The organism is Pandoraea horticolens (genome assembly GCF_902459555.1).
Lineage (GTDB): Bacteria > Pseudomonadota > Gammaproteobacteria > Burkholderiales > Burkholderiaceae > Pandoraea > Pandoraea horticolens.
On sequence record NZ_CABPSM010000026.1, the window covers coordinates 1 to 24948 of the forward strand.

The 24948-nt window shown below is 63.8% G+C and carries 21 protein-coding genes; 16 read left to right on the forward strand and 5 right to left on the reverse strand.

The features are described from left to right. Positions 1–97 precede the first annotated feature (97 nt). Complete coding sequence (locus PHO31112_RS25290; protein WP_150624248.1) at positions 98–1201, forward strand: NAD(P)/FAD-dependent oxidoreductase; 1104 nt, start codon at positions 98–100, stop codon at positions 1199–1201. Between the two features lie 154 nt (positions 1202–1355). Here PHO31112_RS25290 and PHO31112_RS25295 read toward each other — a convergent pair whose 3' ends face one another. The 4 genes from PHO31112_RS25295 to PHO31112_RS25310 all read right to left on the reverse strand — a co-directional run bounded on the left by PHO31112_RS25295 (position 1356) and on the right by PHO31112_RS25310 (position 6066). Then, positions 1356–1751, reverse strand: coding sequence for a transposase (locus PHO31112_RS25295; RefSeq protein ID WP_150624250.1), 396 nt, complete (start codon positions 1749–1751; stop codon positions 1356–1358). Between the two features lie 697 nt (positions 1752–2448). Beyond that, positions 2449–3459, reverse strand: coding sequence for an AraC family transcriptional regulator (locus PHO31112_RS25300; protein WP_150624252.1), 1011 nt, complete (start codon positions 3457–3459; stop codon positions 2449–2451). Positions 3460–3602: 143 nt separating this feature from the next. After that, complete coding sequence (locus PHO31112_RS25305) at positions 3603–4370, reverse strand: SDR family NAD(P)-dependent oxidoreductase (RefSeq protein WP_150624253.1); 768 nt, start codon at positions 4368–4370, stop codon at positions 3603–3605. 34 nt (positions 4371–4404) lie between these two features. Beyond that, on the reverse strand, positions 4405–6066 hold the full coding sequence (locus PHO31112_RS25310) for an AMP-binding protein (protein WP_150624255.1): 1662 nt from the start codon (positions 6064–6066) through the stop codon (positions 4405–4407). Between the two features lie 434 nt (positions 6067–6500). Here PHO31112_RS25310 and PHO31112_RS25315 point away from each other — a divergent pair, with 434 nt between their 5' ends. The 3 genes from PHO31112_RS25315 (at position 6501) to PHO31112_RS25325 (ending at position 9510) form a co-directional block, all read left to right on the forward strand. Beyond that, positions 6501–7634 (forward strand): acyl-CoA dehydrogenase family protein, encoded by a 1134-nt coding sequence (locus PHO31112_RS25315; RefSeq protein WP_150624257.1) that lies wholly within the window; start codon positions 6501–6503, stop codon positions 7632–7634. A gap of 90 nt (positions 7635–7724) precedes the next feature. Continuing rightward, a complete protein-coding gene (locus PHO31112_RS25320; protein WP_150624259.1) occupies positions 7725–8888 on the forward strand; it encodes an enoyl-CoA hydratase/isomerase family protein in 1164 nt (387 codons plus the stop codon). A 64-nt stretch (positions 8889–8952) separates the two neighbouring features. Next, positions 8953–9510, forward strand: a complete 558-nt coding sequence (locus tag PHO31112_RS25325) for a YggT family protein (RefSeq protein ID WP_150624261.1) — start codon at positions 8953–8955, stop codon at positions 9508–9510. On the opposite strand, the gene PHO31112_RS27285 is transcribed toward PHO31112_RS25325, so the two are convergent. Further along, entirely contained in the window at positions 9484–9870 is a 387-nt protein-coding gene (locus PHO31112_RS27285; RefSeq protein ID WP_174995884.1) for a hypothetical protein, read from the reverse strand. The two genes, PHO31112_RS25325 and PHO31112_RS27285, sit on opposite strands and share 27 nt — an antisense overlap. 418 nt (positions 9871–10288) lie before the next feature. Between PHO31112_RS27285 and PHO31112_RS25335 the strand changes: the two genes are divergently transcribed. From PHO31112_RS25335 to PHO31112_RS25390, 12 genes are all read left to right on the forward strand, one after another. Continuing rightward, on the forward strand, positions 10289–11395 hold the full coding sequence (locus tag PHO31112_RS25335; RefSeq protein WP_150624263.1) for a MurR/RpiR family transcriptional regulator: 1107 nt from the start codon (positions 10289–10291) through the stop codon (positions 11393–11395). Continuing rightward, a complete protein-coding gene (locus PHO31112_RS25340; RefSeq protein ID WP_150624265.1) occupies positions 11392–12348 on the forward strand; it encodes an isoaspartyl peptidase/L-asparaginase family protein in 957 nt (318 codons plus the stop codon). The genes PHO31112_RS25335 and PHO31112_RS25340 overlap by 4 nt, the downstream gene beginning before the upstream one ends. An 82-nt stretch (positions 12349–12430) precedes the next feature. Further along, positions 12431–14317, forward strand: coding sequence for a dipeptide ABC transporter ATP-binding protein (locus PHO31112_RS25345; RefSeq protein ID WP_150624267.1), 1887 nt, complete (start codon positions 12431–12433; stop codon positions 14315–14317). 200 nt (positions 14318–14517) lie between these two features. After that, positions 14518–16077, forward strand: a complete 1560-nt coding sequence (gsiB, locus tag PHO31112_RS25350; RefSeq protein ID WP_150624269.1) for a glutathione ABC transporter substrate-binding protein GsiB — start codon at positions 14518–14520, stop codon at positions 16075–16077. A gap of 97 nt (positions 16078–16174) precedes the next feature. Then, complete coding sequence (gene gsiC / locus PHO31112_RS25355) at positions 16175–17095, forward strand: glutathione ABC transporter permease GsiC (RefSeq protein ID WP_150624271.1); 921 nt, start codon at positions 16175–16177, stop codon at positions 17093–17095. A gap of 10 nt (positions 17096–17105) precedes the next feature. After that, positions 17106–18014, forward strand: a complete 909-nt coding sequence (gene gsiD / locus PHO31112_RS25360) for a glutathione ABC transporter permease GsiD (protein ID WP_150624273.1) — start codon at positions 17106–17108, stop codon at positions 18012–18014. A 20-nt stretch (positions 18015–18034) separates the two neighbouring features. After that, the gene (locus tag PHO31112_RS25365) at positions 18035–19141 is read left to right on the forward strand and encodes a DmpA family aminopeptidase (protein WP_246178560.1); all 1107 of its coding nucleotides are present in this window, start codon (positions 18035–18037) and stop codon (positions 19139–19141) included. Positions 19142–19165: 24 nt separating this feature from the next. Further along, complete coding sequence (locus PHO31112_RS25370) at positions 19166–19984, forward strand: M55 family metallopeptidase (RefSeq protein WP_150624275.1); 819 nt, start codon at positions 19166–19168, stop codon at positions 19982–19984. Between the two features lie 363 nt (positions 19985–20347). Then, positions 20348–21229 carry a DUF4118 domain-containing protein gene (locus tag PHO31112_RS25375; RefSeq protein ID WP_150624277.1) on the forward strand — a complete coding sequence of 294 codons (882 nt, stop codon included), beginning with the start codon at positions 20348–20350 and terminating at the stop codon, positions 21227–21229. Between the two features lie 2 nt (positions 21230–21231). Next, the gene (locus PHO31112_RS25380) at positions 21232–22101 is read left to right on the forward strand and encodes an alpha/beta hydrolase (protein ID WP_150624279.1); all 870 of its coding nucleotides are present in this window, start codon (positions 21232–21234) and stop codon (positions 22099–22101) included. Between the two features lie 134 nt (positions 22102–22235). Then, positions 22236–23429, forward strand: a complete 1194-nt coding sequence (locus tag PHO31112_RS25385) for an ABC transporter ATP-binding protein (RefSeq protein WP_150624281.1) — start codon at positions 22236–22238, stop codon at positions 23427–23429. A gap of 103 nt (positions 23430–23532) precedes the next feature. Further along, the gene (locus PHO31112_RS25390) at positions 23533–24837 is read left to right on the forward strand and encodes an ABC transporter substrate-binding protein (protein ID WP_150624284.1); all 1305 of its coding nucleotides are present in this window, start codon (positions 23533–23535) and stop codon (positions 24835–24837) included. Positions 24838–24948 lie beyond the last annotated feature (111 nt).

Below are 24948 nucleotides of genomic sequence, written 5' to 3' on the forward strand. Positions count from 1 at the left end.
CGCGTGTGAGCGCGTCCCGCAGCCGATCCGCATGAGGAAACCGACCGGCGACGGTGGGGGGTCTTCATGCGAATCGGAAGGTAATTAAGGAATAGCAATGGACAAGGTCGATTGCGTCGTGATCGGCGCGGGGGTGGTGGGGCTGGCCGTCGCGCGGACGATGGCCATGGCCGGCCGCGAAGTGGTCATCCTGGAATCCGAGCGTGCGATCGGCACCGGTACGAGTTCGCGTAACAGCGAAGTCATTCATGGCGGTATCTACTATCCGCCCGACTCGCTCAAAGCGAAGCTATGCGTCGAGGGCAAGCACCGGCTCTACGATTTCTGCGCCTCGCATGGGGTGGAGCACCGCCGTTGCGGCAAGCTGATCGTCGCGACCACCGACCCACAGGTGGGTGAGCTCGAAGCCATCGCCGCCAACGCGCGCGCCAGTGGTGTCGACGACTTACAGTGGCTGAGCGCCGATGAAGTCACCCGGCTTGAGCCTGAATTGCACGCATTTGGTGCATTGCTCTCCCCGTCGACGGGCATCGTGGACAGTCATGGGCTCATGCTGGCTTTGCAGGGCGATGCGGAGAATGCCGGCGCGATGCTCGCGTTCGACGCGCGTGTCGTCGGCGGCCGTGTCGGTCATGCCGATGGGATCGAACTGGATGTCGAGACGCAGGGCGTCACGTCGACACTGCTCGCGGGCACCGTTATCAACAGCGCCGGGCTTTACGCCGTCGACATCGCCCGCACGTTTGCGGGGCTGGCGCCCGAACACGTGCCGCAGCGCTATTACGCGAAGGGAAGCTACTTTACGTGTGCACAGCGCGCGCCGTTCTCGCACCTGATCTATCCGGTGCCGGAGCCGGGCGGGCTGGGCGTGCACCTAACGCTTGATCTTGCCGGGCAGGCGCGCTTCGGGCCGAACGTGCAATGGGTCGACGAGATCAACTACACGGTCGATCCAGCCGATGGCGATGGCTTTTACGCGGCGGTGCGGCGCTATTGGCCGACGCTGGCGGACGGCGCGTTGCAATCCGGCTATGCCGGTATTCGACCGAAAATCAGCGGGCCAGGCGAAGCGGCGGCGGACTTCCGTATCGACGGGCCGGCAGTGCATGGGGTGGCAGGGCTCGTGAACCTGTTCGGCATCGAGTCACCCGGCCTCACCGCCTCGCTGGCCATTGCCGAAGCGGCGCGCGCGGTGCTTTGACGCGAGACGTGACCGGCGGTCACATCTCGCGTATTCGCTGCTATCTGGCTAACCCCGTAATTCCCGTCCGACGGTGCCGCGAGCGTTGCACGGGCATTCCTGTCGAATGAGAACGGTTGCAATCGCGGTGCGGCGTAACCGTGAGGGCGGCCGCTCAACGCATCGCAACCGGCGGCTTCCACGACGCCGGGTTCGTCCAGAACACCCCGCGCAGGCGATCGGTGTCGCCACACGGCGTGCTGCGGGCCGGCTTGCTGATTTGACCTGCGCAGGTGCTGATATCGCGGCCCGATTGTTGCAGGCGTTTCAGGATCGTATCGAGCATGCCCGATTCGCGCCACTCATTGAGTTTGCGGCGGCAAGTCGGCACGGAGGGGTACTGCATGGGCAGTTTGGACCAGCTCTCGCCGGTGAACAGCACCCACAAGACAGCATTGGTCAGCGTGCGCTGCTCGACTTGAGGGCGGCCGCGTCGTTCCGTACGGACCGGTCGGTCGCAAATCAGATCACGCAGGGCGTGCCATTCAACGTCGCTCAGTTCAGTAAACATAACACCTCGACCCAAAACAAACGGAGGCGCCGCAGGGGGCGAGTCCGGGCTTCACGATCTGGCAGGTACCGGTGCAATCTGGTGCGTGCTTATCAATGAAACCTCGGCCAAGGCGGCGTCGTTCCCCGATGCTGGAAATACAAGCAACAAGCATGCCAGGGCATCGGGTTCTCTCGTGAAGAACGCCGAGGGCGGATCGAACCACACTGCGAAGGGAGCGTTTAACCAGCAAAAAAACGCCCACTTGGCAGGTGGGCGCAGCTCCTGAGTGGCTATTGGGATAGGCAATCGCAAAAGCGTCAGGAGAAAAGGAATACGTGCCTTTGGGCCAGTCCGGATCGTTTTTTATTCTCGGTCCCGGCTTCGGTGTCTCGCTCCACATGCGCCAGCTTGTCAAGCTTGCAGGCGCAATGATGACAAAAAGCGCGAGTCGACGCGCTTCGGAATTACCCCCATTGCGGTGCATGGCTCACGACGAAGGTGACTCGCCCAAGTTGGGTGCTCGCTTGCGCCCCGATAGGGCACCATGTCGCGAGAATGGGCGCAACCCGATTTGTCATCGGCGCAACCGAATCTCGTCAGGCGAGAAAGTGGCCTGGTCGCAGCTATCGTGCGCAACTGGCAGGCGCGGTGCCGATGACGGCGAAGTAGCGTGGTCCGTGCGAAGGCGCACACGGCCTGAGATTTACGATATGCGTCAGGCCTCCACGGCCTGACGCCGATAATCGCCGGGACGAACCCCCGTCCATTTCCGGAATGCGCGAAAGAACGCGCTTGGATCGGCAAAGCCCAGCGAGAGGGCAATCTCCATCATCGGCTTGGATGTGTGGCAAAGCGCGTGAATGGCGAGGTCGCGCCGCAATTGGTCCTTGATCGACTGATACGACTGGCCCTCTTCTTCCAGCCGTCGACGCAGTGTTGAAGGCGTGGTGTGAAATTCTCCCGCAAGCGCTTCGAACGCAGGCCAGCCGTCGGTCGGCATCGTCTTCAGACGCCGGCGCACCCGTGCAACCATACCCTTCGTATTCTTGTATTTGAGGATGATGTTGGCCGGGGCCGCGCGCAGGAATTCCTTGACCGACACTTCGTTCTGCACCACAGGCAGATCCAGACATGCCGCGTCGAATTCAATGGCGGTATGCGGCGCGTGAAAGACCAGACGCGGGGAATACATCGTTCGGTACTCGTCGCTGTAAGCCGGCTCGGGAAATGCGAAGTACGCCGTGCCCAGTGTCACGCGACGCGCGATCAGCCAGCACGTCAGCGCATAGAAGAGGATCAGCAGCGTTTCGTGGCCGAAGATGCGCGGCGTTTGCGCGTCCGCGCGTTCATGCACTTCGAGCCGGGCGAGCGCGCCGTCGCGCACCAGATGCATTTCGAGATCGTCCAGCAACAATCCCATGAAGCGTGCTGCACGTTGCAGCGCCTGTTCCAGCGTGCGGCAACCGATGACGCTGTAGCACAGCATCGCGAAGCTGCCGACCTTCATGCGGCGGGAATCCTGTCCGAAGAATTCATCGTCGAGCGCGAGACTGATCAACCGCCACAAGTGAGCGTAGCGATCCGCCGAAACGCGGGCTTGCGGATGCGCGAGCAACGACGGCGCAATATCGGCGGCACGCAGCAATGCCGTCGGATCGCCGCCGAGTCGCTCGACATGCGCCAATGCGTTGATAACGAAATAGATCGAGATGCTGCCCTTTTCCATGCGTTGCGAAACGGTACGTCGTAGCAGGGGAACCCAAGGATTCTAGCAGCGTGGCCCCTGCCGGCGCTTCCGGCGCCGTCCGAAAACTGGTTCGGCGCCTTCCGATTTCGCGTGTGTCGCGGGATCTCGATACGTGTGGTGACTTACTTCGGTGCCATGCGCAATGCGCCATCGAGACGAATCACCTCACCGTTGAGCATGGTGTTCTCGACGACGTGACGCACGAGCGCGGCATATTCCGACGGGCGTCCGAGGCGCGGGGGGAAGGGAACCGAGGCCCCCAGCGCAGCTTGCACCTCTGGCGTCATTCCCGCCATCATCGGGGTCTCGAAGATGCCGGGTGCGATCGTCACAACGCGCACCCCGACGCGTGCCAGTTCGCGTGCTGCGGGCAGTGTCAGCGCGGCAACACCGCCCTTCGATGCCGCATACGCTGCCTGCCCGATTTGGCCGTCGAACGCCGCGACGGATGCCGTGTTCACGATTACGCCCCGTTCGCCTTCGGCGTCGGCGGCGCCCTCGGCCATTGCCGACGCCGCGATGCGAAGCACGTTGAACGTGCCGATCAGATTCACGTTGACGATGCGTGCAAAGCTGTCGAGCCGGTGCGGGCCCTGCTTGCCCAGAATGCGCTCGCCGATCACGAGTCCCGCGCAGTTCACGACACCGTTCAGCGCGCCGAATGCGTGCTTTGCGGTATCGACCAGGCGCTGCACGTCGTCTTCGCGCGTGATGTCGGTCGCAACAAAGCGAGCGGCGTCGCCCAGCAGGTTGGCTTGCGCCGCACCCGCTTCAGCGTTGATGTCACCGAGCACGACCTTGGCGCCGGCGTCGACGAACATGCGCGCGGTGGCGGCACCCAGACCCGACGAGGCGCCGGTCACGAGAAAGACACGATCCTTGATTTGCATGAGCTGCGATTCCTGAAAGAAAGGAGGGCGGCGCTCAGGCCGCGTTGGCCGACGCCTGCGCGGCCTTGGCGATTTCCTGATTGCGCAAGATGAAGCGCTGGAGCTTGCCGCTCGGCGTCTTGGGCAACTCGGTGACGAATTCGATTTCACGCGGATAGGCGTGTGTGGAGAGGCGGTGCCGGACGTGCGCCTGCAACTCGCTCGCGAGTGCTCCCGTCGGTGCGAACTGCGGATGCAGCACGACGAAGGCCTTGACCAACTCAGTGCGCTCAGGGTCCGGCTTGCCGACCACGGCCGTTTCGATCACTGCCGGATGTTCGATCAGCGCGCTCTCGACATCGAACGGCCCGATACGGTACCCGGCCGACGTGATGACATCATCATTGCGCCCGACGAAGCTGATACTGCCATCGCTATTACGCTCGACGGTATCGCCGGAGAGGTAGTAGTCGCCGACGAACGCCGGCGTTTCCCGCTCCCAATACCCGCCGAACCACATCAATGGCGACTGCTTGCGATCAAGCGCGAGAACCCCCGCCTGCCCAACCGGGCATTCGCACCCGTCGTCATCGAGCACAACCACGCGGTGGCCGGGCGAGGCAAAGCCGGCGGCCCCCGCCTGAACAGGATGGGCGAGGGCGTGATGGTTGCAGACGACCATGCCGAGTTCCGTCTGCCCATAGTGGTCGTGAATGGTCACGCCGAGATGGTTGGCGAACCAGCGGATGACCTCGGGATTAAGCGGCTCGCCAGCGCTGGACACTGTGCGCAGCGTTCCCTTGAGCGGAGCCGCAGCCTTGTCGCCGCCCGCAATCAGCAGGCGGAATGCGGTCGGTGAACCGGCCAGATTCGTAATGCCGAGTTTGTCGATGATCCGGTAGGTGCTTTCAACGGTGAACGGACCGTCGTAAAACGTTGTGGGGATGCCCATGGCGAGTGGGCCCGTCACTGCGTAGTACAGGCCATAGGCCCAGCCCGGATCGGCGATGTTCCAGAACGTGTCGGTGGAGCGCAGGTCGACGGCGTCGCGCATGTAGCCGGCGAACGCCAGAATCGCACGCAACGGCACCATGACCGGTTTCGCGGCCCCGGTCGTGCCGGAGGTGAACATCATCAGGAACGGATCGTCGCCGCGCCGCAGCACGGGCTCGAAGTCCGGGGCGTGTTGATCGACCTCGTGCCAGAAGCTGAAATCACCGCGGCGCACGCCCTGACCGCGCGGGCCGCCGACCGTGACGACGCTTGGGCAGTTGGCCACTTCATCGAGCTTGGCCCGATTCGCCCCGTCGGTGATCACGAGCTTGCTTTGCGCACCGTGCAACCGGTGTTCGATGGCCTTCGGCCCGAACGCTGTGAACAACGGTTGATATACCGCGCCTGCGCGCCATGTGCCAAGGATCGTCACGAGCAGTTCGGGCGTTCGCGGCAGCAGTCCGCTCACGCGGTCGCCCGGCTGCACGCCCTGTTCGCGCAGGAAGTTGGCAAAGCGCGCGGAGAGCGTTTGCAATTGCCGGAACGTCCATGTCTGGCTCGTGCCGTCTTTCCCTTCCCAGAACAAGGCGATGCGCCCGGGAAGTGCGTGACGGTCGCAGCACTCGACGCACGCGTTCATCGCGTCGAGATTGCCTGCGAGCGTGGCGCGTACAGCGGCGTCGAGGTCGAACGCCCGATAGGCGTCGGCGTAATCGGCAGTCATGGATCGTCTCCTGTAGTCGGTGCTGGCCGGCAGCGCGCCTATCATGGAAAGACTTCGACGCGCGTCGCTGGCCACCCTTGGCGCCGTCTTGATGGGGCGCAGCGCTCAAGGGCAATGGCGAAATTCATCGTAATGCGTGGCGTCGGCGGCAGGCAATGTCCAAACGGCTCAGAGTTCGTGAGGGATTTATCCACTCCGCCGGTGGGGAAATCGAGACTGGCCGAGGGCTTGCCGGACAACACCGCTCGGGGTTGACCGACGCGCTAAGGGTTTGTCCGGGGCGGGTTTAGGACGTCTCCGATGGCAATTTCGCTCATGCAAATTGCCGTTTTTGGCTATGGTGCCAATGCGGCGCGATGCCTAAACTGGGTCCATCGACATGGCACAAGCGCCGGCGGTCCATTCGGACAACGTCAGGGTGCAGGAGACAGAACATGGATTTCTATACCGAAGACCAACGCATGATTCGTGACATGGCGCGCACGTTTGCCAGCGAGCAGCTTGCGCCAAATGCCGCGCAGTGGGATCGCGATTGCGCATTGCCGGACGCGATGGTGGCGCAAATGGGGGAACTCGGACTATTGGGAATGATGGTGCCCGAGCAATACGGCGGGTCGTACACCGATTACACGGCATATGCGCTCGCGATGGAGGAGATTGCCGTGGGTTGCGCCTCCACGGCCACGATGATGTCGGTGCATAACTCCGTGGGGTGCGCGCCGGTCCTGAAATTCGGTACGGATGCGCAACGTGAGCGCTGGCTGCCAGATCTTGCCGCCGGCCGGAAGATCGGGGCGTTCTGCCTGACCGAGCCGCAAGCCGGGTCGGAAGCCAACAATCTGCGAACGCGTGCGGAGCGTCGCGGTGACAAGTGGGTGCTCAATGGCAGCAAGCAGTTCGTGACGAACGGCAAACGCGCGGCAATGGCCATCGTATTTGCGGTGACAGACCCGGCGGCGGGGAAGCGAGGCATTTCGGCCTTCATCGTGCCGACGAATACGCCGGGCTTCGAAGTGGGACACCCCGAACACAAGCTCGGCATCCGGGCATCGGATACGTGCCCGATCACTCTCGTCGATTGTGAAGTTGGCGACGAGGCACTGCTTGGCGAGCCGGGGCAGGGGCTGAAGATTGCGCTGTCCAATCTCGAAGGCGGACGCATCGGCATTGCTGCACTGGCCCTCGGCGTGGCGCGCGCGGCATTCGAAGCCGCGCTGCGTTACGCCGGTGAGCGTCAGCAGTTCGGCAAGCCGATTCGCGAGCATCAGAGCATCGCGAACATGCTGGCCGACATGACGACGCGCATCAACGCGGCAAGATTTCTGATTCTCCACGCGGCAGCACTTCGCACACAGGGATTGCCGTGCCTGTCCGAGGCATCGCAGGCCAAACTCTTTGCGTCCGAACTTGCCGAGTGGGTGTGCTCGCACGCTATCCAGATTCACGGCGGTTACGGGTATCTCGAGGACTATCCGGTGGAGCGTCATTATCGTGATGCCCGTATCACACAGATCTACGAGGGCACCAGCGAGATTCAGCGCCAAGTCATTGCACGCGCGCTGGACTGATCGCGTCGCGGCACTCACTGCGAATCGTATTGCCACAAGATTGTGCGTGCGTCTGCCGCCGGAAGCAGGGCACCGCAAGGAGGAGGGAGAGTGAATCTGCGTGACAACGCCGTTGAGGCGCAAGACGACGTGTTGTTCGACGTGGTCAATGGATTCGGCGTGATTACGCTGAACCGGCCGCGCGCATTGAACGCGATCACACACGGCATGGTGCGCGCGATGTGGGCACAGCTCAATGCGTGGGCGCAAGACCCGGCAGTGCGGGCGGTGCTGATCGAAGGAGCGGGCGAGAAGGCCTTCTGTGCAGGCGGTGACGTCCGCGCGCTCTACGAGAGCCGCGTGAATCATGCCAACGAACATCAGGCGTTCTTCGTCGACGAATACCGGCTCGACTATCTGATCCACCGATATCCGAAGCCGTATATCGCATTGCTCGACGGCATTGTGATGGGCGGGGGTATGGGCGTTGCGCAAGGGGCGGCGCTGCGCATCGCCACCGATCGCACGCGATTGGCGATGCCGGAGACGGGGATCGGTTTGTTCCCGGATGTCGGGGCCAGTTGGTTCCTGGGGCATCTGGCGCCGACGCTGGCGCGCTATCTGGGGCTGTCCGGTGTGACCGTCTCCGCCGCCGACGCGCTGTATTGCGGGCTCGCCGACGTCTGGCTTGAGGGTGACGCGCCTGCACAACTCAAAGCGATGCTCCGTCAATTCGATTGGTGTACCGGTGCGACGGGAAACCCGGCGAAGCGCCCTGCGGGGCAATACGCGTCTGACTCGGCCGATCTGCTCGAGCGACTGCGCGCCGCCATTCTGCCGCTGGGGCGCACATGGACGGACGCCGCGCCGCTCGCCCAGGTGAGGGCGACGCTGGATCGGCATTTCAGCGCTATCGATGTGCCAAGCATCGTGGCGTCGCTAGCCAACGATGCGCGCACGCCGTGGGCAGCCGAGACGCTGGCATTGTTGCAGCAGCGCTCACCGCTGAGCCTATGCGTGACCGACCGGCAATTGCAGAAGGGGCGTCGCCTCGGTCTGGCCGACGCCTTCCGGATGGAACTGGTGCTGGGGCATCACGCATTCGCGACCGGTGATTTCGTCGAAGGGGTGCGGGCGCTGCTGATCGACAAGGACAAGCAACCGCGCTGGCGCTACGCCACGCTGGCGGATGTGCCGGCGGCACAGGTCGATGCCTTCTTTGTCTCGCCGTGGCCGCAAGACGGTCATCCGCTCAAAGCGTTAGGGGAGCATTGAACTCGGGCAAACGCGTGCGACAATGCCGGTTTTGCGGGGGACCGCACAATCCGTTGGAGTCCAGATGCTCGTCGAAATCGCCCGTCTGCTACTAGACCTTGTTTTCTCGCTATTCGGCGCCTTGTTGCTGTTGCGTGCGTGGATGCAGGCCACGCGGTTGCCGCCGCGCAATCCGCTCTCTCAAGGAGTGTTCCAGTTCACGAACTGGATTGTGTTGCCGTTGCGGCGTGTTATGCCGGGTGTCGGCGGGATCGATTGGGCGTGCGTGATCGGCGCATGGCTGAGCGCCATCGTCTATCTGGTGCTGATCACGGCCGTGGTGGGGGTGTCGCCGGTCTCGGTGTTCCCGCGAGGCTTGCTGGTGGCGCTGGTGCTGGTCGCCAAGTGGGGCGCCAATCTCGTGATGTGGCTCACGCTGCTGATGGCGGTGCTGTCGTGGGTTAATCCGCGCGCCACCGCCATGCCGATTCTCCAGCATCTGCTCGACCCGCTGCTGCGCCCGATCCGCAAAGTCATTCCGATGATGGGCGGATTCGATCTGTCGCCGCTGGGACTGTTCCTGCTGATGCAGATCCTGCTGATCGTGTTCGCCCGCTTAAGCCTGTTCTTCGCGACGCTCTGATGCGTTGGCAGGCAGCGCCGCTGCCTGCTGCCATTCACGGGCGGTCTCCCCGGCGGCAGCCTCCGTCGGTGCGGACCGTCCGCTGACACCATTCCCCGTCTCCCGATCCGCGCGCTGCGCGATCGTCAGCCGCGCCAATTCCGCGCGCTCGCCAACCGAACGCTCCAGCCCCAGACGACGCAACACCCGGTGACCATCTTCGGTCACGATCACTTTGGCTTGCCCTTGATCGACATTCACATGCACCAGACGTGCTTGTTCCAGCGCAGCAAGGTCCGGTGGCTCGAGCGCGTCGGCATCGATGGGGCCAAGGGATGCGGCCGCCAGCAACAGCGTGGCGATTTCATGCGGACTCAGCATGGTCATGCTCCTTGAGGCGAATTCATATCGTCAGCGTACCGGGCAGATGTCAGCCTACGGCCACGCCATGTTTACCGCACGTTACGACTCGCCTCCGACCAAGCCTCCCCAGGCGGTCCCGCGACAGTCCTGTGTTCCGTTGCCTGATGATTTCGCGACGGGAGAACACCGTCGCGTCGTGACACCGTAGTTCTGACGTCGGCTCGCAAAACGTCCGGCAAGTTCGTACATTCGGGTTTTCCCTAGTATGCCCGTATTTTGCGTATCTATGTGACACAGCCCCCTTGTTTTGACAGGGTTTGCGCGGTGCTGAGAGGGTGTGTGCGGACATTTCGATGACATTTGAACTATTTTTTTTCATTTGACGGGGTTCTGATGAAAATATACTTTCCTTCACTTCGATGGATTGCCTTGACTCATGATTGACGACGACTCGTTGCCCGCCGATCTGCCGCTCACCGAGCGCATCGTGCGAGCCATGCCCGACCTGACGCCCGCGCAGCAGCGCATGGCGGCGTTCGTGCTCGACAACACGTTTCGCGCGGCAACCATGCGTATCGACGAATTCGCTGATGCCGTCGGCGTGTCGCTTGCCACGGTCAATCGTTTCGCGCGCGCACTCGGCTTCGACGGCTATCCGCAATGCCGGGCGGCCATGGTGCGCGGGTATGAAGCCACGCTCGCGCCGATCGAAAGTCTGCGCACGAGCAAGGCGCAGGCGAGCGCGAGCGCCGATGTAATGGCCGCGTCGCTGGCCCAGGCCATCGAGAATCTGGATTGGACACGTCGTGCGCTCGACGCCGCGACTTGCGAGCGTGCCGTCGAGTCGATCCTGCAGGCGCGTCGTATCTATGTGCTGGGGCTGGGCGCGAGCGGATACCTCGCCGGGTTGCTGCACCACGGCCTCGATCCGTACTGCGAGAACGTGCAGGCGGTGGTCGGGGCCGGCGGATCGACGCATGCCGCGCGCCAGCTCTTCAAATTGCGCGAGGGCGATCTGGTGATCGCACTTGCGTTTCCGCGATACGTGTCCGACACCATCACGCTGTGCCGCCGTCTGCGCGGGCGCGGCGTACCCGTCATGGTGCTGACGGACAGTCCGACGTCTCCGCTGGCGCCACTTGGCGACATCGTGATTTTCGTGCGCAGCAAGCCGCGTCTGTCGAGCAACTCGGAAGCGAGTGTGCTGGCGGTCATCGACGCCCTGTGCGACGCCGTCGCCCAGCGCGCCAAACATGCGGTGGACCGTGCCACCGAACTCACCGATTTCCTGCTGCCGTGGCTCGACTCGGCATCGCTGGCTTCGGCGGCAAGCGCGAGCGCACCGGCCAATGCACAGGCAGGGCCGGTAGTCGGGCGGATCGTCACACCGCAACGTACCGCCGCCGCCAACGCCACGGCGAACTCTCTTACGAACACCGCCGTTGTGGCGAGCGCTAGCACGCAAGGCGCACCGAACCCCGGCCAGCAGGCCACGCCCCGCACTGCGCCGGGCAGTGAGGACAGAAAGGACAAAGCATCATGAGTCATGCCCAACGCGCGGTCATTGCCATTCATGGCGGTGCCGGCACCATCAGTCGCGAGACCTCGCCCGAAGAACTCAAGGCCTATCACGAGGCGTTGGCCGACGTGTTGCGCGGGGGGCAGGCCGTGCTCGCCGCGGGCGGTTCCGCACTCGACGCCGTGACCGAAGCCGTGCGTCTGCTCGAAGACTGCCCTCGCTTCAATGCGGGACGCGGTGCAGTGTTCACGCACGAAGGCACGCATGAACTCGACGCCGCGATCATGGACGGCGCAACGCTCGACGCGGGCGCCATCGCTTGTGTTCACCGCTTGCGCAATCCGATTCTCGCCGCCCGCGCGGTGCTCGAACACAGCCCGCACGTGTTGCTCGTGGGCGAGGGCGCGGAAGCCTTTGCGGCGGCGAACGGCGCCGTATTGGTCGAGCCCGACTATTTCTTTACCGAAGCGCGCTACGCCCAATGGCAACGTGCGCTGGCCGACGCCGGTGTGGCGCTCGACCACGACATGCCGCTCAAGCCGGAGCCCATCGATCCCGACACCAAGTTCGGCACGGTCGGTGCGGTCGCCTGCGATAGCAACGGTCATGTGGCAGCGGCCACGTCTACCGGTGGCATGACGAACAAGGCCGTTGGCCGCGTGGGCGATTCGCCGCTCATCGGCGCGGGTTGTTACGCGAACGATGCCACGGCGGCCGTCTCGGCCACGGGGACGGGCGAGGCATTCATTCGTACCATCGCCTGCTACGAAGTGGGCGCGTTGATGGCCTATGCCGGGCTGTCGCTCGCGCAGGCTGCCGAGCGCGTGATCCGGGAACGTCTGCCGCGCGTGCAGGGTCGCGGCGGTTTGATTGCGGTGGACGCGCAAGGCAATGTCGCGCTGCCGTTCAATACCGAAGGGATGTACCGCGGCGTGGCTCGTGTGGGCGAGACGCCTGCGACGGCCATTCACGAGTAACGCCCCCGAAAGATCAGGCCCGGCCGTTGACGGCAGGGCCTTTGGCACCAGATTCAGCAAGCGAAGATTAGCGAGGACAGGCGTGGCAGAGCGCAAGACAACCCCAACGATTTCGTTGCCCGACGAGCGAGTGCTCGACGTGAGCGGCCTCACCGTGCAGTTCGCGACGTCCGAGCGCGTGGTCACGGCCGTGCGCGACCTGTCCTTCCATGTCGATCGTGGCGAGACCCTCGCCATCGTGGGCGAATCCGGCTCCGGCAAGTCGGTGACGTCGCTGGCGGCGATGCGCCTGGTCGAGAACGGGGGCGGAAGCATCACGCGAGGCTCGATGATCATGCGCCGCCGTAACGGCAAACTCGTCGACCTGACGCGTGCCAGCGGCCGGACCATGCGCAGCATTCGCGGCGCCGACATGGCGATGATCTTCCAGGAGCCGATGACCTCGCTCAACCCGGTGTTCCCGGTGGGCGAGCAGATTGCGGAATCCATTCGCCTGCACCAGGGCAAGGACGTGGCGTCCGCACGTGCCGAAGCCCTGCGTATGCTCGAACTCGTGCGAATTCCCGAAGCGCGCCGCGTGCTCGGGCGCTTTCCGCATCAGCTCTCGGGCGGCATGCGCCAGCGCGTCATGATCGCGATGGCGCTGTCGTGCAAGCCGGGCTTGCTCATCGCCGATGAACCGACGACCGCGCTCGATGTGACGATTCAGGCGCAGATCCTGCAATTGATTCGTGCGTTGCAGGACGAAATGCACATGGGCGTCGTGTTCATCACGCACGACATGGGTGTCGTGGCGGAAGTGGCCGACCGCGTGCTCGTCATGCATCGCGGCGACAAAATCGAAGAAGGCCCCTCGCGTGACATATTCGCAGCGCCGCGCGAGCGCTACACACAGGCGCTGCTCTCTGCCGTACCGCGTCTGGGCTCGATGCATGGCACCGACTTGCCCGCCCGTTTCCCGCTGCTGCGCTACGACGCGCCGGCCGACGCCAAGCCCGCTGCCGAAACGCCGCAGCCGACCGTCCGGACCGAAGCGGGTCCGATTCTGCGCGTGAAGGATCTCGTGGCCCGCTTCGACGTACCGTCGGGCTTCTTCGGCCGTGTGAAGCAACGTGTGCATGCCGTCGAGCGCGTGAGCTTCGATCTGTATCCGGGCGAGACACTGGGCCTCGTGGGCGAGTCCGGATGCGGCAAGTCGACCACGGGTCGCGCGCTGCTGCGTCTGGTCGCCAGTCAGGGCGGCTCTATTGAATTCGGCGGCAAGCCGATTCACGATCTCGCCGGACGCGCCTTGCAGACGCTGCGCCGCGATATCCAGTTCATCTTCCAGGACCCGTTCGCCTCGCTCGATCCGCGCCTGACGGTCGGATTCTCGATCATGGAACCGCTGCTCGTGCACGGCGTGGCCCGCGGCGCGGAGGCCGAGAAGCGGGTGGCCGAACTGCTCGACCGGGTCGGTCTGCCGGCCGATTACGCGCAACGCTACCCGCACGAGTTCTCGGGCGGCCAGCGTCAGCGCATCGCCATTGCGCGGGCACTGGCGCTCAAGCCCAAGGTTGTGATCGCCGACGAATCGGTCTCGGCGCTCGACGTCTCGGTACAGGCGCAGATCATCAACCTGATGCTCGACCTGCAAAAGGAGTTCGGCATCGCATTCCTGTTCATTTCGCACGACATGGCGGTTGTGGAGCGTATCAGCCATCGGGTCGCGGTGATGTACCTCGGCCAGATTGTCGAGATCGGTCCGCGCCGCGCCATTTTCGAGAACCCGCAACACCCGTACACGAAGAAGCTGATGTCGGCGGTGCCGATCGCCGATCCGGCGCGGCGTCACGCCAAACGGGAGTTGTTGACGGAAGAGATTCCGAGTCCGATCCGCGCGGTCGGCGACGAACCGCAGGTGCAGCCGCTGGTGGAAGTCGGCGCGGGGCACTTCGTGGCGCGTCACCGCGTGGCGGGCGCGTATTGAACCGGTGATCCGGCGAATGCGGCGGCGTGGCCAGATGTGGGGGCTTGCGTTCGCCGGCATGGTTTCCCCTGGGGAAGTGATTCCCCGGTAGCTCAGGCAGTACCCAGTTGCAGCTCTAGTTATCACCACAATGTCCGCCGAGGGACGTAGTCCTACGACTCGCTCACGGCGACCCCGTCAGACCAGAAGGAGAAAGACAGATGTCGAAAAACGCTTTGTTGGGCGCTCGCTGGAAAACCGCGTTCGCGTCCGTCGCCGTGGCCTCCGCCGTGCTCAGTGCAGCGCCGGCGTTCGCCGCCAAGGATGTCGTGATGGCAGTGCAGTCGACGTTCACGACGATGGACCCGTACGATGCCAACGACACGCTGTCGCAGGCGGTCGCCAAGTCGTTCTACGAGGGCATGTTCGGTTTTGACAAGGACATGAAACTCATCAACGTGCTGGCCGATAGCTATACGGTCTCGCCGGACGGTCTCGTCTACACGATCAAGCTCAAGTCGGGCGTGAAGTTCCAGGACGGCACGACTCTCGATGCCGCAGCCGTCAAGGCGAACTTCGACCGCGTGACGAATCCGGACAACAAGCTCAAGCGCTACAACCTGTATAAGGAAATCGCCAAGACGGAAGCGGTCGATGCCCATACGGTGAAGTTCACGCTCAAAGAGCCGTTCTCGCCGTTCATCAATACGCTGGCTCACCCGTCGGCCGTCATCATTTCACCGGAAGCCCTCAAGAAGTACGGCAAGGACATCGCGTCGCACCCGGTCGGCACCGGCCCGTTCGAGTTCGTCGAATGGAACCGCACCGATTACGTGAAGGTGAAGAAGTTCGACGGCTACTGGAAGAAGGGCTATCCGAAGGTCGACACGATCACCTTCAAGCCGGTGGTCGACAACAACACGCGCGCGGCCGTCATGCAGACGGGCGAAGCGGGTTTCGCTTTCCCGGTGCCGTATGAGCAGGCCGACGGCCTGAAGGCGAGTGGCAAGGTCGATGTGATCGCCGGCCCGTCGATCATCCAGCGCTACGTGAGCTTCAACACGAAGCAGAAGCCGTTCGACGACGTGCGCGTGCGTCAGGCCATCAACTACGCGATCAACAAGGAAGCGCTGGTGAAGGTGGCCTTCTCGGGCTACGCCACGCCGGCCGAAGGCGTAGTGCCGAAGGGTGTCGACTTCGCGACCAAGACTGGCCCGTGGCCGTACAACCCGGCCAAGGCGAAGGAACTGCTCAAGGAAGCCGGCTACCCGAACGGTTTCGAGACCACGCTGTGGTCGGCCTACACGTTCACGACCGCGCAAAAGGTGATCCAGTTCGTGCAGCAGCAACTGGCGCAAGTAGGTATCAAGGCGCAGGTGCGCGCGCTCGAAGCCGGTCAACGTGTCGAACTGGTCGAGTCGGCACCGGACCCCGACAAGGCCCCGGTTCGTATGTACTACGTGGGCTGGTCGTCGTCGACGGGCGAAGCCGACTGGGCGCTGCGTCCGCTGCTGGCCTCCGAATCGTTCCCGCCGAAGCTGTTCAACACGGCGTACTACAAGAACGACGCGGTGGATGCCGACTTCAAGAAGGCACTGCTCACGACCGACCGTGCCGAGAAGACTAAGCTCTATACGGACGCGCAGCAGAAGATCTGGAACGACGCGCCGTGGGCGTTCCTCGTGACGGAAAAGCTGCTGTATGCACGCAACAAGAACCTGTCGGGCGTGTACACGATGCCTGACGGCTCGTTCAACTTCACCGACATTTCGATGAAGTAAGCATCACGCGCAAGTGTGAAGTGCCCGCGCCGCCGCTCCGGCTGGCGGCGCGGTTTACCGCAAGACATGGTTTGGCAAGACGTTCGGCAAGACTGCGATGCTCAATTACTTTCTCAAACGCCTGCTCGGCCTGATCCCCACGCTGCTGATCGTGGCAGTGCTGGTGTTCGGCTTTGTGCACATGTTGCCGGGCGATCCGGCGCGTCTGGCTGCCGGCCCGCAGGCGGACGAGGCGACTGTGACGCTGGTGCGTCAGGATCTCGGCCTCGATAAGCCGCTGCTCACGCAATTCACACACTTCATCACGCACGCCCTGCGGGGCGACTTCGGTTTGTCGATGCGCAGCAAGCAGCCCGTCTCTGAGGAGATCGGCACCCGCTTCCTGCCGACGCTGTGGCTCACGCTGGTGAGCATGATCTGGTCGGTGGTCATCGGCATGGGGCTGGGGGTGGCGTCCGCCGTCTGGCGCAATCGCTGGCCCGACCGGCTGGGCATGACGTTCGCGGTCTCAGGCATCTCGTTCCCGGCATTCGCGCTGGGGATGCTGCTGATGCAGGTTTTCTCGGTGCAGCTCGGATGGCTGCCCACGATGGGCGCCGACTCCTGGCGGAGCTACCTCCTGCCTTCGATCACGCTCGGGGCGGCGGTGGCGGCCGTGATGGCGCGCTTCACCCGCTCGGCGTTCGTCGAAGTGCTTCACGAAGACTTCGTGCGCACGGCGCGCGCGAAGGGGCTCAACGAAATGCACGTGGTGTTCAAGCACGCGCTGCGTAACGCCATGATTCCCGTCGTCACCATGATGGGTTTGCAGTTTGGCTTCCTGCTCGGCGGCTCGATTGTCGTCGAGGTGGTGTTCAACTGGCCGGGGCTCGGACGTCTGCTGATCGATTCGGTCGAGATGCGCGACTATCCGGTGATTCAGGCGCTGGTACTGTTGTTCTCGCTGGAGTTCATTTTGATCAACCTCGTGGTCGACGTGCTTTACGCCGTCATCAACCCGACCATTCGCTACAAGTGAGGCACGCATCATGAACGCGGGTCAACCGACTACTGCCACCAACACCGCAGCCGCTGCCGGCAGCAATCGCGTACGCACGCCGTGGCGCGAATTCTGGCGAAAATTCAAGAAGCAGCACATCGCCCTGGTCGCCGGAGCGTTCGTGCTGGTACTGGTCATCGTCGCGATTTTGGCACCGCACCTCGTGCCGTTCGACCCGGAGAACTTCTTCGACTACGACGCGCTGAACGCCGGACCCTCGGCGAATCACTGGTTCGGCGTCGATTCGCTGGGGCGTGACATCTTCAGCCGCGTGCTCGCCGGCACGCGAATTTCGCTGGCCGCTGGGTTCGGCTCGGTCGCGCTTGGCGCGGTGATCGGCACGGTGCTCGGGCTACTCGCCGGCTATTACGAGGGCTGGTGGGATCGCATCGTCATGCGCATTTCCGACGTGCTGTTCGCTTTCCCGGGCATTCTGCTCGCCATCGGTGTAGTGGCCGTGCTCGGGAACGGCATGATCAACGTGATCGTCGCCGTTGCCATTTTCTCGATTCCGGCGTTTGCGCGGCTCGTGCGCGGCAACACGCTCGTGCTCAAGCACCTCACGTACATCGAAGCGGCGCGCTCCATCGGGGCGTCGGACTGGACGATCATCATGCGGCACATTCTGCCGGGTACGGTGTCGTCCATTGTGGTGTATTTTTCAATGCGTATCGGCACGTCGATCATCACCGCTGCGAGCCTGTCGTTCCTCGGTCTGGGGGCGCAACCGCCCACGCCCGAGTGGGGCGCGATGCTCAACGAGGCGCGTGCGGACATGGTCAACGCGCCGCATATCGCCATCTTTCCGAGCGTGGCCATTTTCCTGACCGTGCTCGCATTCAATCTGTTGGGCGACGGCCTGCGCGACGCGCTCGATCCCAAGCTCGATCGCCATTGATTTCAACGCGGGAGCGCGACATGACACCATCGTCAGATCTTCGCGAAGCCTTGTTCGGTGCGCCATACGTCGGGCATTTGCCCGCCGGAGCGCGCCACGCGATCACCGACGTGCCGGGCGTTTTCGTTGGTCATGTCACGCTCGCAGACGGGCCGTTGCAGACGGGGGTGACGGTGGTGTGTCCGACGCCGGCCGACCTGGCGGCGACCTCTCCTGACGCCCGCTGGGACCCGTTCCGCACCAAGATCCCGGCGGCGGCGGCCGTCATCAATGGTTTTGGCAAGAGCGTCGGTCTCATGCAGATCGACGAACTCGGTGTCATCGAAGCGCCGGTGGCGCTGACCAACACGTTTTCCGTGAGCCATGTGGTGCTTGGCCAGTTGCGCGCGGCACTCGCGGCGAACCCCGATATCGGGCGTGGCAGCCCATCGCTCAATCCGACCGTTCTCGAATGTAACGACGGTTATCTGAACGACATGCAGGCGTTCGCCGTGACCGAGGCGCACTATGCGCAGGCACTGGCGAATGCGTCGTCCGAGGTCGAGCAGGGGGCCGTCGGCGCCGGGCGCGGCATGTCGAGCTTCGGTCTCAAGGGCGGTATCGGCTCCGCGTCGCGCGTGGTGGAAACGGCGGGGCAGACGTTTACCGTCGGTGTTCTCGTGTTGTCGAACTTCGGCCGTGCCTCGCAACTGACTATCGCGGGGCGTCACGTCGGGCCGGTGCTCGACGAGCGTCTCGCGCAGCCCGAGCAAAGTACAGAACCCGAGCGCGGCTCCATCATCATGCTGGTCGCCACCGACGCGCCGCTCGATGCGCGGCAGTTGCGTCGCGTCGCCACGCGCACCAGTGCCGGACTGGCGCGTACCGGCTCGGTGTACGGTCATGGTAGTGGCGATGTCGCGCTTGCCCTCACAACGGGCTACACGGTGCCGTATGACGCCATGGGGCGCGTCGCCCCCGCGGCGCTCGTGCCGGACACGCAACTCGATCCGATTTTTCAGGCTACGGCCGACGCCACCGAGCAGGCGATCCTGCACGCGCTCTTTGCGGCCGAGTCCGTACTCGGGCGCGACGGCCATGTGCGGCGCGCGCTTGCCGACGTGCTGCCCGACTGGGCGACGCTTTGAGCCTCTTTCTCCATTGCTGACATCATGCGTATTCTGATCTCCACCGACATCGAAGGCGTCGCGGGCGTCTTTCACGCAGAACAGACCCGGCCGGGCAACGGCGAGTACGAACGCGCGCGCCGCTGGATGACGCGCGAAGCCAATGCGGCCGTCGAAGGGGCGTTCGCGGGCGGGGCGACCGAAGTCATGGTCAACGACTCGCACGGCGGATTTCGCAACCTGCTGCCTGACGACCTCGATCCCCGCGCCCGCCTCGTGTTGGGCAAGCCGCGCTATCTCGGCATGGTGGCCGGGGTGGAAGCAGGCTGCGACGCGCTGTTCATGATCGGCTATCACGGCAAGGCGCAAAGCGCAGGCATTCTGGCGCACACGATCAACAGCTTCGCCTTCGCGCGCGTATGGCTGGGGGGCGTGGAAGCGAGCGAGGCCATGCTCTACGGCGCGCTCGCGAGCGAACGCGGCGTGCCGATGGTCATGGCGAGCGGCGACGACGTTTTCTGCGAGGAAACACGATTGATCTTCCCGCACGCGCGCTTCGTGCAAACGAAGGCGGCGTGGGGGCAGGGTAGCGGCATGACGCTCAGCCCGAGCCAGTCATGCGACCTGATTCGCGACGCCGCGAAGGCGTCGCTTGTGCAGCCGCGCAAGTGGCACACGTACCCGGTGGAAACGCCCGTCGAAGTGCGTCTTCAGGCGCAGACAACGGCGCTGGCCGATCTCTTCTGCCAGTGGCCCACGCTCGAACGTGTCGATGGCGTCACGCTTCAGTATGTGGCGCCGAGCGTCGAAGCGGCAGTGCGGGTGTTGAACTGCCTGTCGGCCATGTCGTTCATGCTGAGGTAGTTGCTGGCGGCTGGTCCGGAGGGTTTTGAGTGCTACAGTGCCCACGGTGGCCGGCAATGCGCCATTGTTTTGCCGGAAACATTGCGCTCGCTCGAGCGTCGATGGTTTGTGATCGAATACCCACTTAATCGCTAGGGTATTCCCTGTCGGACAAACAGGCTGGCATTGCGTGTGAAACCGCGCCAGCGCTTGAGTCTGGCAGGCGTGCGTATTTCGTGTTGCTGAAATGGGACTGAGTGGGCGGCCGCCTATCGATGGCTGTCGGGTCGGCATGCGATAATTCGTAATATTTTGTAACAGGCGCGTTGCCCTACGAGGTGCGGCTTCGGATTATTGGACGCCGGTCAGTCCCGGCGGTAAATCATGGATATCAGAAACGCCCGACGTTGGGCGGAGCCCGGCGCCAAGCGTTACGTCGGTGCGTCAATGGTGGTACTTGCTGCGTTTCTTGTTCGCAGCCTGCTGCATCCGGTGCTCGATCACTCGATGCCGGGCATCTTCTTCGTCTGCGCTGTCATCATTGTCGAATTCTTCTGGGGCCTGGGACCGGCGATCATGGCCATGGTCATCAGCATCCCGATTTTCGATTTCTTCTTCGTTCCGCCATTTCGCGACATCGGTGAGCTTGACCGGCGCGACGTGTTGATCATCACGGGCTTTCTGCTGATTGCACCGCTTGCCGTCGTGCTGATCGAACGCCTGCGCCGTGCCCAGTACCGCGCAGAGTTGATCGCGGAGGTCGCGCAGACGCGCTACGAGATGTTGCTGCGCGCCGAGAACGAGCGCATGTTGCTGTCCGACTCGGTGCAGTTGGGCAACGCCTTGATGACGTATCTCACGAATCACCTCGATACGATTTTCTATCTGGCCAATCTCGCGACGCATTACGAATTCGTCGACGAGCATTTCCGCCGGGCGACGGGCGTTGCGCCCGAAGTCGTCAAGCGCGAGGGGCTGCGTGCGTTGCTGCATCCCGAGGACGCTGCGCGTGTCGCGGGACTATTCTCTGCCGATGGCGAGCGTCCGCAGCACGGCGTGCACAATCTGCGCATGCGCACTCGCGAAGGCGGCTATGAGATGTTCCACTGCGAATTACAGTATTTCCGGGCTCATGTCGGCACCTACGTGATTCTGCGTTTGCATGCGGGGCCGGCAGTGTGCCCGGTCTCGCCGTTACACACGCTTGCGCCGGCAGCCAATGCGCGAGATGTTGTCGAGACGCGGGTCGTCTCAGGCGGGGGTTGACGATGTTTCAGGACGATGTTTTCTACAAGGGTGGCCAGCACGCGGTGCTGCTGTTGCCGGGGCTGTCGAGCACACCGCTTGAGATGCGTCCGGTGGCGAAGGCGTTGCATCTCGACGGTTATACCGTTTCGGTGCCGCATATCGAGGGCTACGGACTCGGCACGCCGTGCACCGATTGGCGCTCGTGGATCGCTGCGGCACGGGCGAAGTATCGCGAATTGCGCGATACGTACGAAACCGTGTCGGTATGCGGCCTGAGCATGGGCGCGACGCTGAGTCTGGCCGTCGCGGAGGAAGAGCCGGATATCACGGCGCTCTCGCTGCTCGCTGTCACGCTCGTCTACGACGGCTGGACCATTCCCTGGTATTACCCGCTCGTCGATCTGCTCTACCACACGCCATTCCGTCATCGCTATCGCTATCAGGAAAAGGCGCCGTTCGGTCTGAAAAACGAAGCGCTGCGCGCGCGCGTGGCGAAGTCGATGTCGCTGCACGACGCCTCGGAAATCGGCTCGGCCTCGTTGCCGTTGGCGCACCTCTACAACGCGCGCCGGTTGGCGGCGTATGTGCGCGAACGGCTGAACCGCGTGACGGCCGATTGCCTCATCATTCACGCCGTGGACGACGATACGTCGAGCCCGCACAATGCACGTATCGTCTACGACGGTGTGTCGTCCGAGGTGAAGCAGAAGTGCCTGCTTGGCGAGAGCTATCACATTTTGACGATGGACAACGAGCGCGAGACCGTCGCCGACGAGACACGCCGCTTTTTCCGCGATGCCGTCGCGCGTAGTACCGGTAGCGCCACGTCCGAGACGCGCATCATCTCCAAGGCGCTGCTGCGCGCCAAACGCCGTCGGGCGGCTGCCTGATACTGCCGTGCCGCGCTCACGCGCCAGTGCGAAGGGGGTAGTGTCATCAAACTGCCATCGATGGCCGGTTATGGTCTGGGTTTTCCGATCCAGCCGCTGGCATGATTTGCTGGCGGCGCTGCATACCCCAGGCCATGTCATCGCTCCTCATCGAATCCGTCAGTAAGCAGTGGGGCAATACACACGCGCTTCACGATGTGAGTTTCGCCGCGGATGCTGGTTCGCTGGTGGTGCTTCTCGGCCCGTCGGGCTGTGGCAAGTCGACCCTGCTTCGCATGATCGCCGGCCTCGATACGCCGAGCACCGGACGCATCGTGCTGGGCGGCATCGACGTGACCGCATTGCCCCCCGCACGTCGCAAGCTCTCGATGGTATTCCAGTCGTACGCGCTGTTCCCGCATCTGTCGGTGCGCGACAACCTGCTGTTCGGTCTGCGCGTGCGCGGCGAACCGGCGCGCGATTACCCGCAGCGTCTGGCGCGCGTGGCATCGCTGCTCGGCCTCGAGCCGTATCTGGAGCGTAAGCCGTCGCAGCTCTCGGGGGGGCAGCAACAGCGCGTGGCACTGGGCCGCGCCGTGATCGCCGAGACGTCCGTCTGTCTGATGGACGAACCGCTCTCGAATCTCGACGCCCAACTGCGGCAGGAAATGCGTCGTGAGATCCGCGCGCTGCAACAGCAGCTTGGCATGACGCTCGTCTATGTCACCCACGATCAGACTGAAGCGATGAGCATGGCCGATCAGGTCGTGTTGCTGCGCGACGGCCGCATCGAGCAACGCGGTGCACCGCACACGCTTTATGCCACGCCCGCCACCCGGTTTGCGGCGAGCTTCATCGGCACGCCGCCGATGCAATTGCTGCACCTCGTGCGCCATGGCGATGCGCTGGTGCCTGCCGGGCAGACCGGCCCCGCGCTGGCCTCGGCCCTAGGCGGTGCGCGAGACACTGCGTTGCTTGGGTTGCGTCCCGAGCATGTGCGCGCAGTCCCGCCGACGTCGGTAGGTGCGGTGCTGGCCACGGTGAGCGCCGTCGAATATCTGGGCGCGGACACGCTCGTCGCTTGCACGTTGGGCGAGGCGGGCGAAGTCGCCACCCGCGTGCCGGGGCATCGGCCGTTCGCGCCCGGCGAAGCCATCGGTTTGCAATGGGACGCGGCCCACCAACATCTGTTCGACGCGACCACCGGCGTGCGCCTCGCCGAGGCGACGGCGAACTGGCGAACCGTGCAAGCTGCGGACCCGGTCTGCACCGGCGCTATCGCCGTGTCGGCGAGCGAACTCGCGACGGCGGCAGCGCTCGCGTCGCTCAAGCCAGAGCAACACGTCTGACATAGGCCCGCCGCCGTTGCTGCGGAACCGGCGCGGCGATCGAGAAGCCCGGCATCGGACACCAATCACACCACCACAACGCTTACATGGGGAACCAAGCGACATGCGACGCACGATTCTGAAAACGTTTGCGGCCAGTCTGGCCACGCTGGCATTGGGCGGCCTGACGGGCTCGGCCATGGCGCAGCAGAAGCCGGTCGAGCTTACGTTCTATTACCCGGTCGCTGTTGGCGGCCCGGTCACGAAGATCATCAACGATCTGGTGGCGGACTTCGAGAAGGATCATCCGAACATCAAGGTCAAGCCGGTGTACGCCGGGACGTACCAGGATTCCGTGGTCAAGGCGCTGACCGCCGCGAAGGCCGGCACGCCGCCGCAACTGGCTGTGCTTGCCGCCGCCGATGTCTTCACGCTGATCGACGAAGACGCCGTGGTGCCCATCGACAGCATCGCCGGCACGGCTGCCGACAAGCAGTGGCTCGACGGCTTCTACCCGGCGCTGATGCTGAACTCGCGCATCAACGGTCACACCTGGGGTGTGCCGTTCCAGCGCTCGACCATCGTCATGTACTGGAACAAGGACATGTTCCGCGAGGCCGGTCTCGACCCGGATCGCGCGCCCGCGAACTGGGCCGAGCTGACCAGCTATGCCCAGAAGCTCACCAAGCGCGACGCGTCGGGCAATGTGACGCAGTGGGGTATCAAGGTGCCGTCGGTGGGCTTCGCCTACTGGCTGTTCCAGGCGTTCACCACGCCGGCCGGCGTCGAACTGATGAACCCGGCAGGTACCAAGACGTTCCTCAACGCGCCGCAGGCGGTCGAGTCGCTTCAGTATTGGGTGGATCTCGCGGCGAAATACAAGGTCATGCCGACGGGCGCGATCGAGTGGGGCACCACGCCGAAGGACTTCCTCGAGAAGAAGACGGCCGTCATCTACACGACGACCGGCAACCTGACCAACATCCGCACCAATGCCACGTTCCCGTTCGGCGTTGGCAAGATGCCGGCCAAGGTGCGCGGCGGCAGCCCGACCGGCGGCGGCAACTTCTACGTGTTCAAGAAGACCACGCCGGAAGAGAGGCAGGCTGCGATGACGTTCATCAAGTGGGCCACCACGCCTGAGCGCGCGGCGCAGTTCGGCATCGACACCGGCTACGTTGCCGTGACGCCGGCCGCCTGGGAGACTCCGGCGATGAAGCAGTACGTGCAGAAGGTGCCCGCTGCCGCCGTGGCGCGCGACCAGCTTGGCGTGAGCGTGGCGGAGTTCTCCACGCACGACAATCAGCGTGTCACGAAGGCGCTCAACGATGCGCTGCAAGCCGCGCTCACCGGCACCAAGTCGCCGAAGCAGGCGCTGGACGACGCGCAGCGCGAAGCGGATCGCATCCTGCGTGCGTACGCTCGCTGAAATCTCGTCCTCGCTGGACGTCGCTGTCAGTTTCTTTGAAATGCGGGGCCGGCATATCGCGGTGACACTTCCGTGTGTACCGGCCCCGAGTGTTGAATCGATGGACCGTCG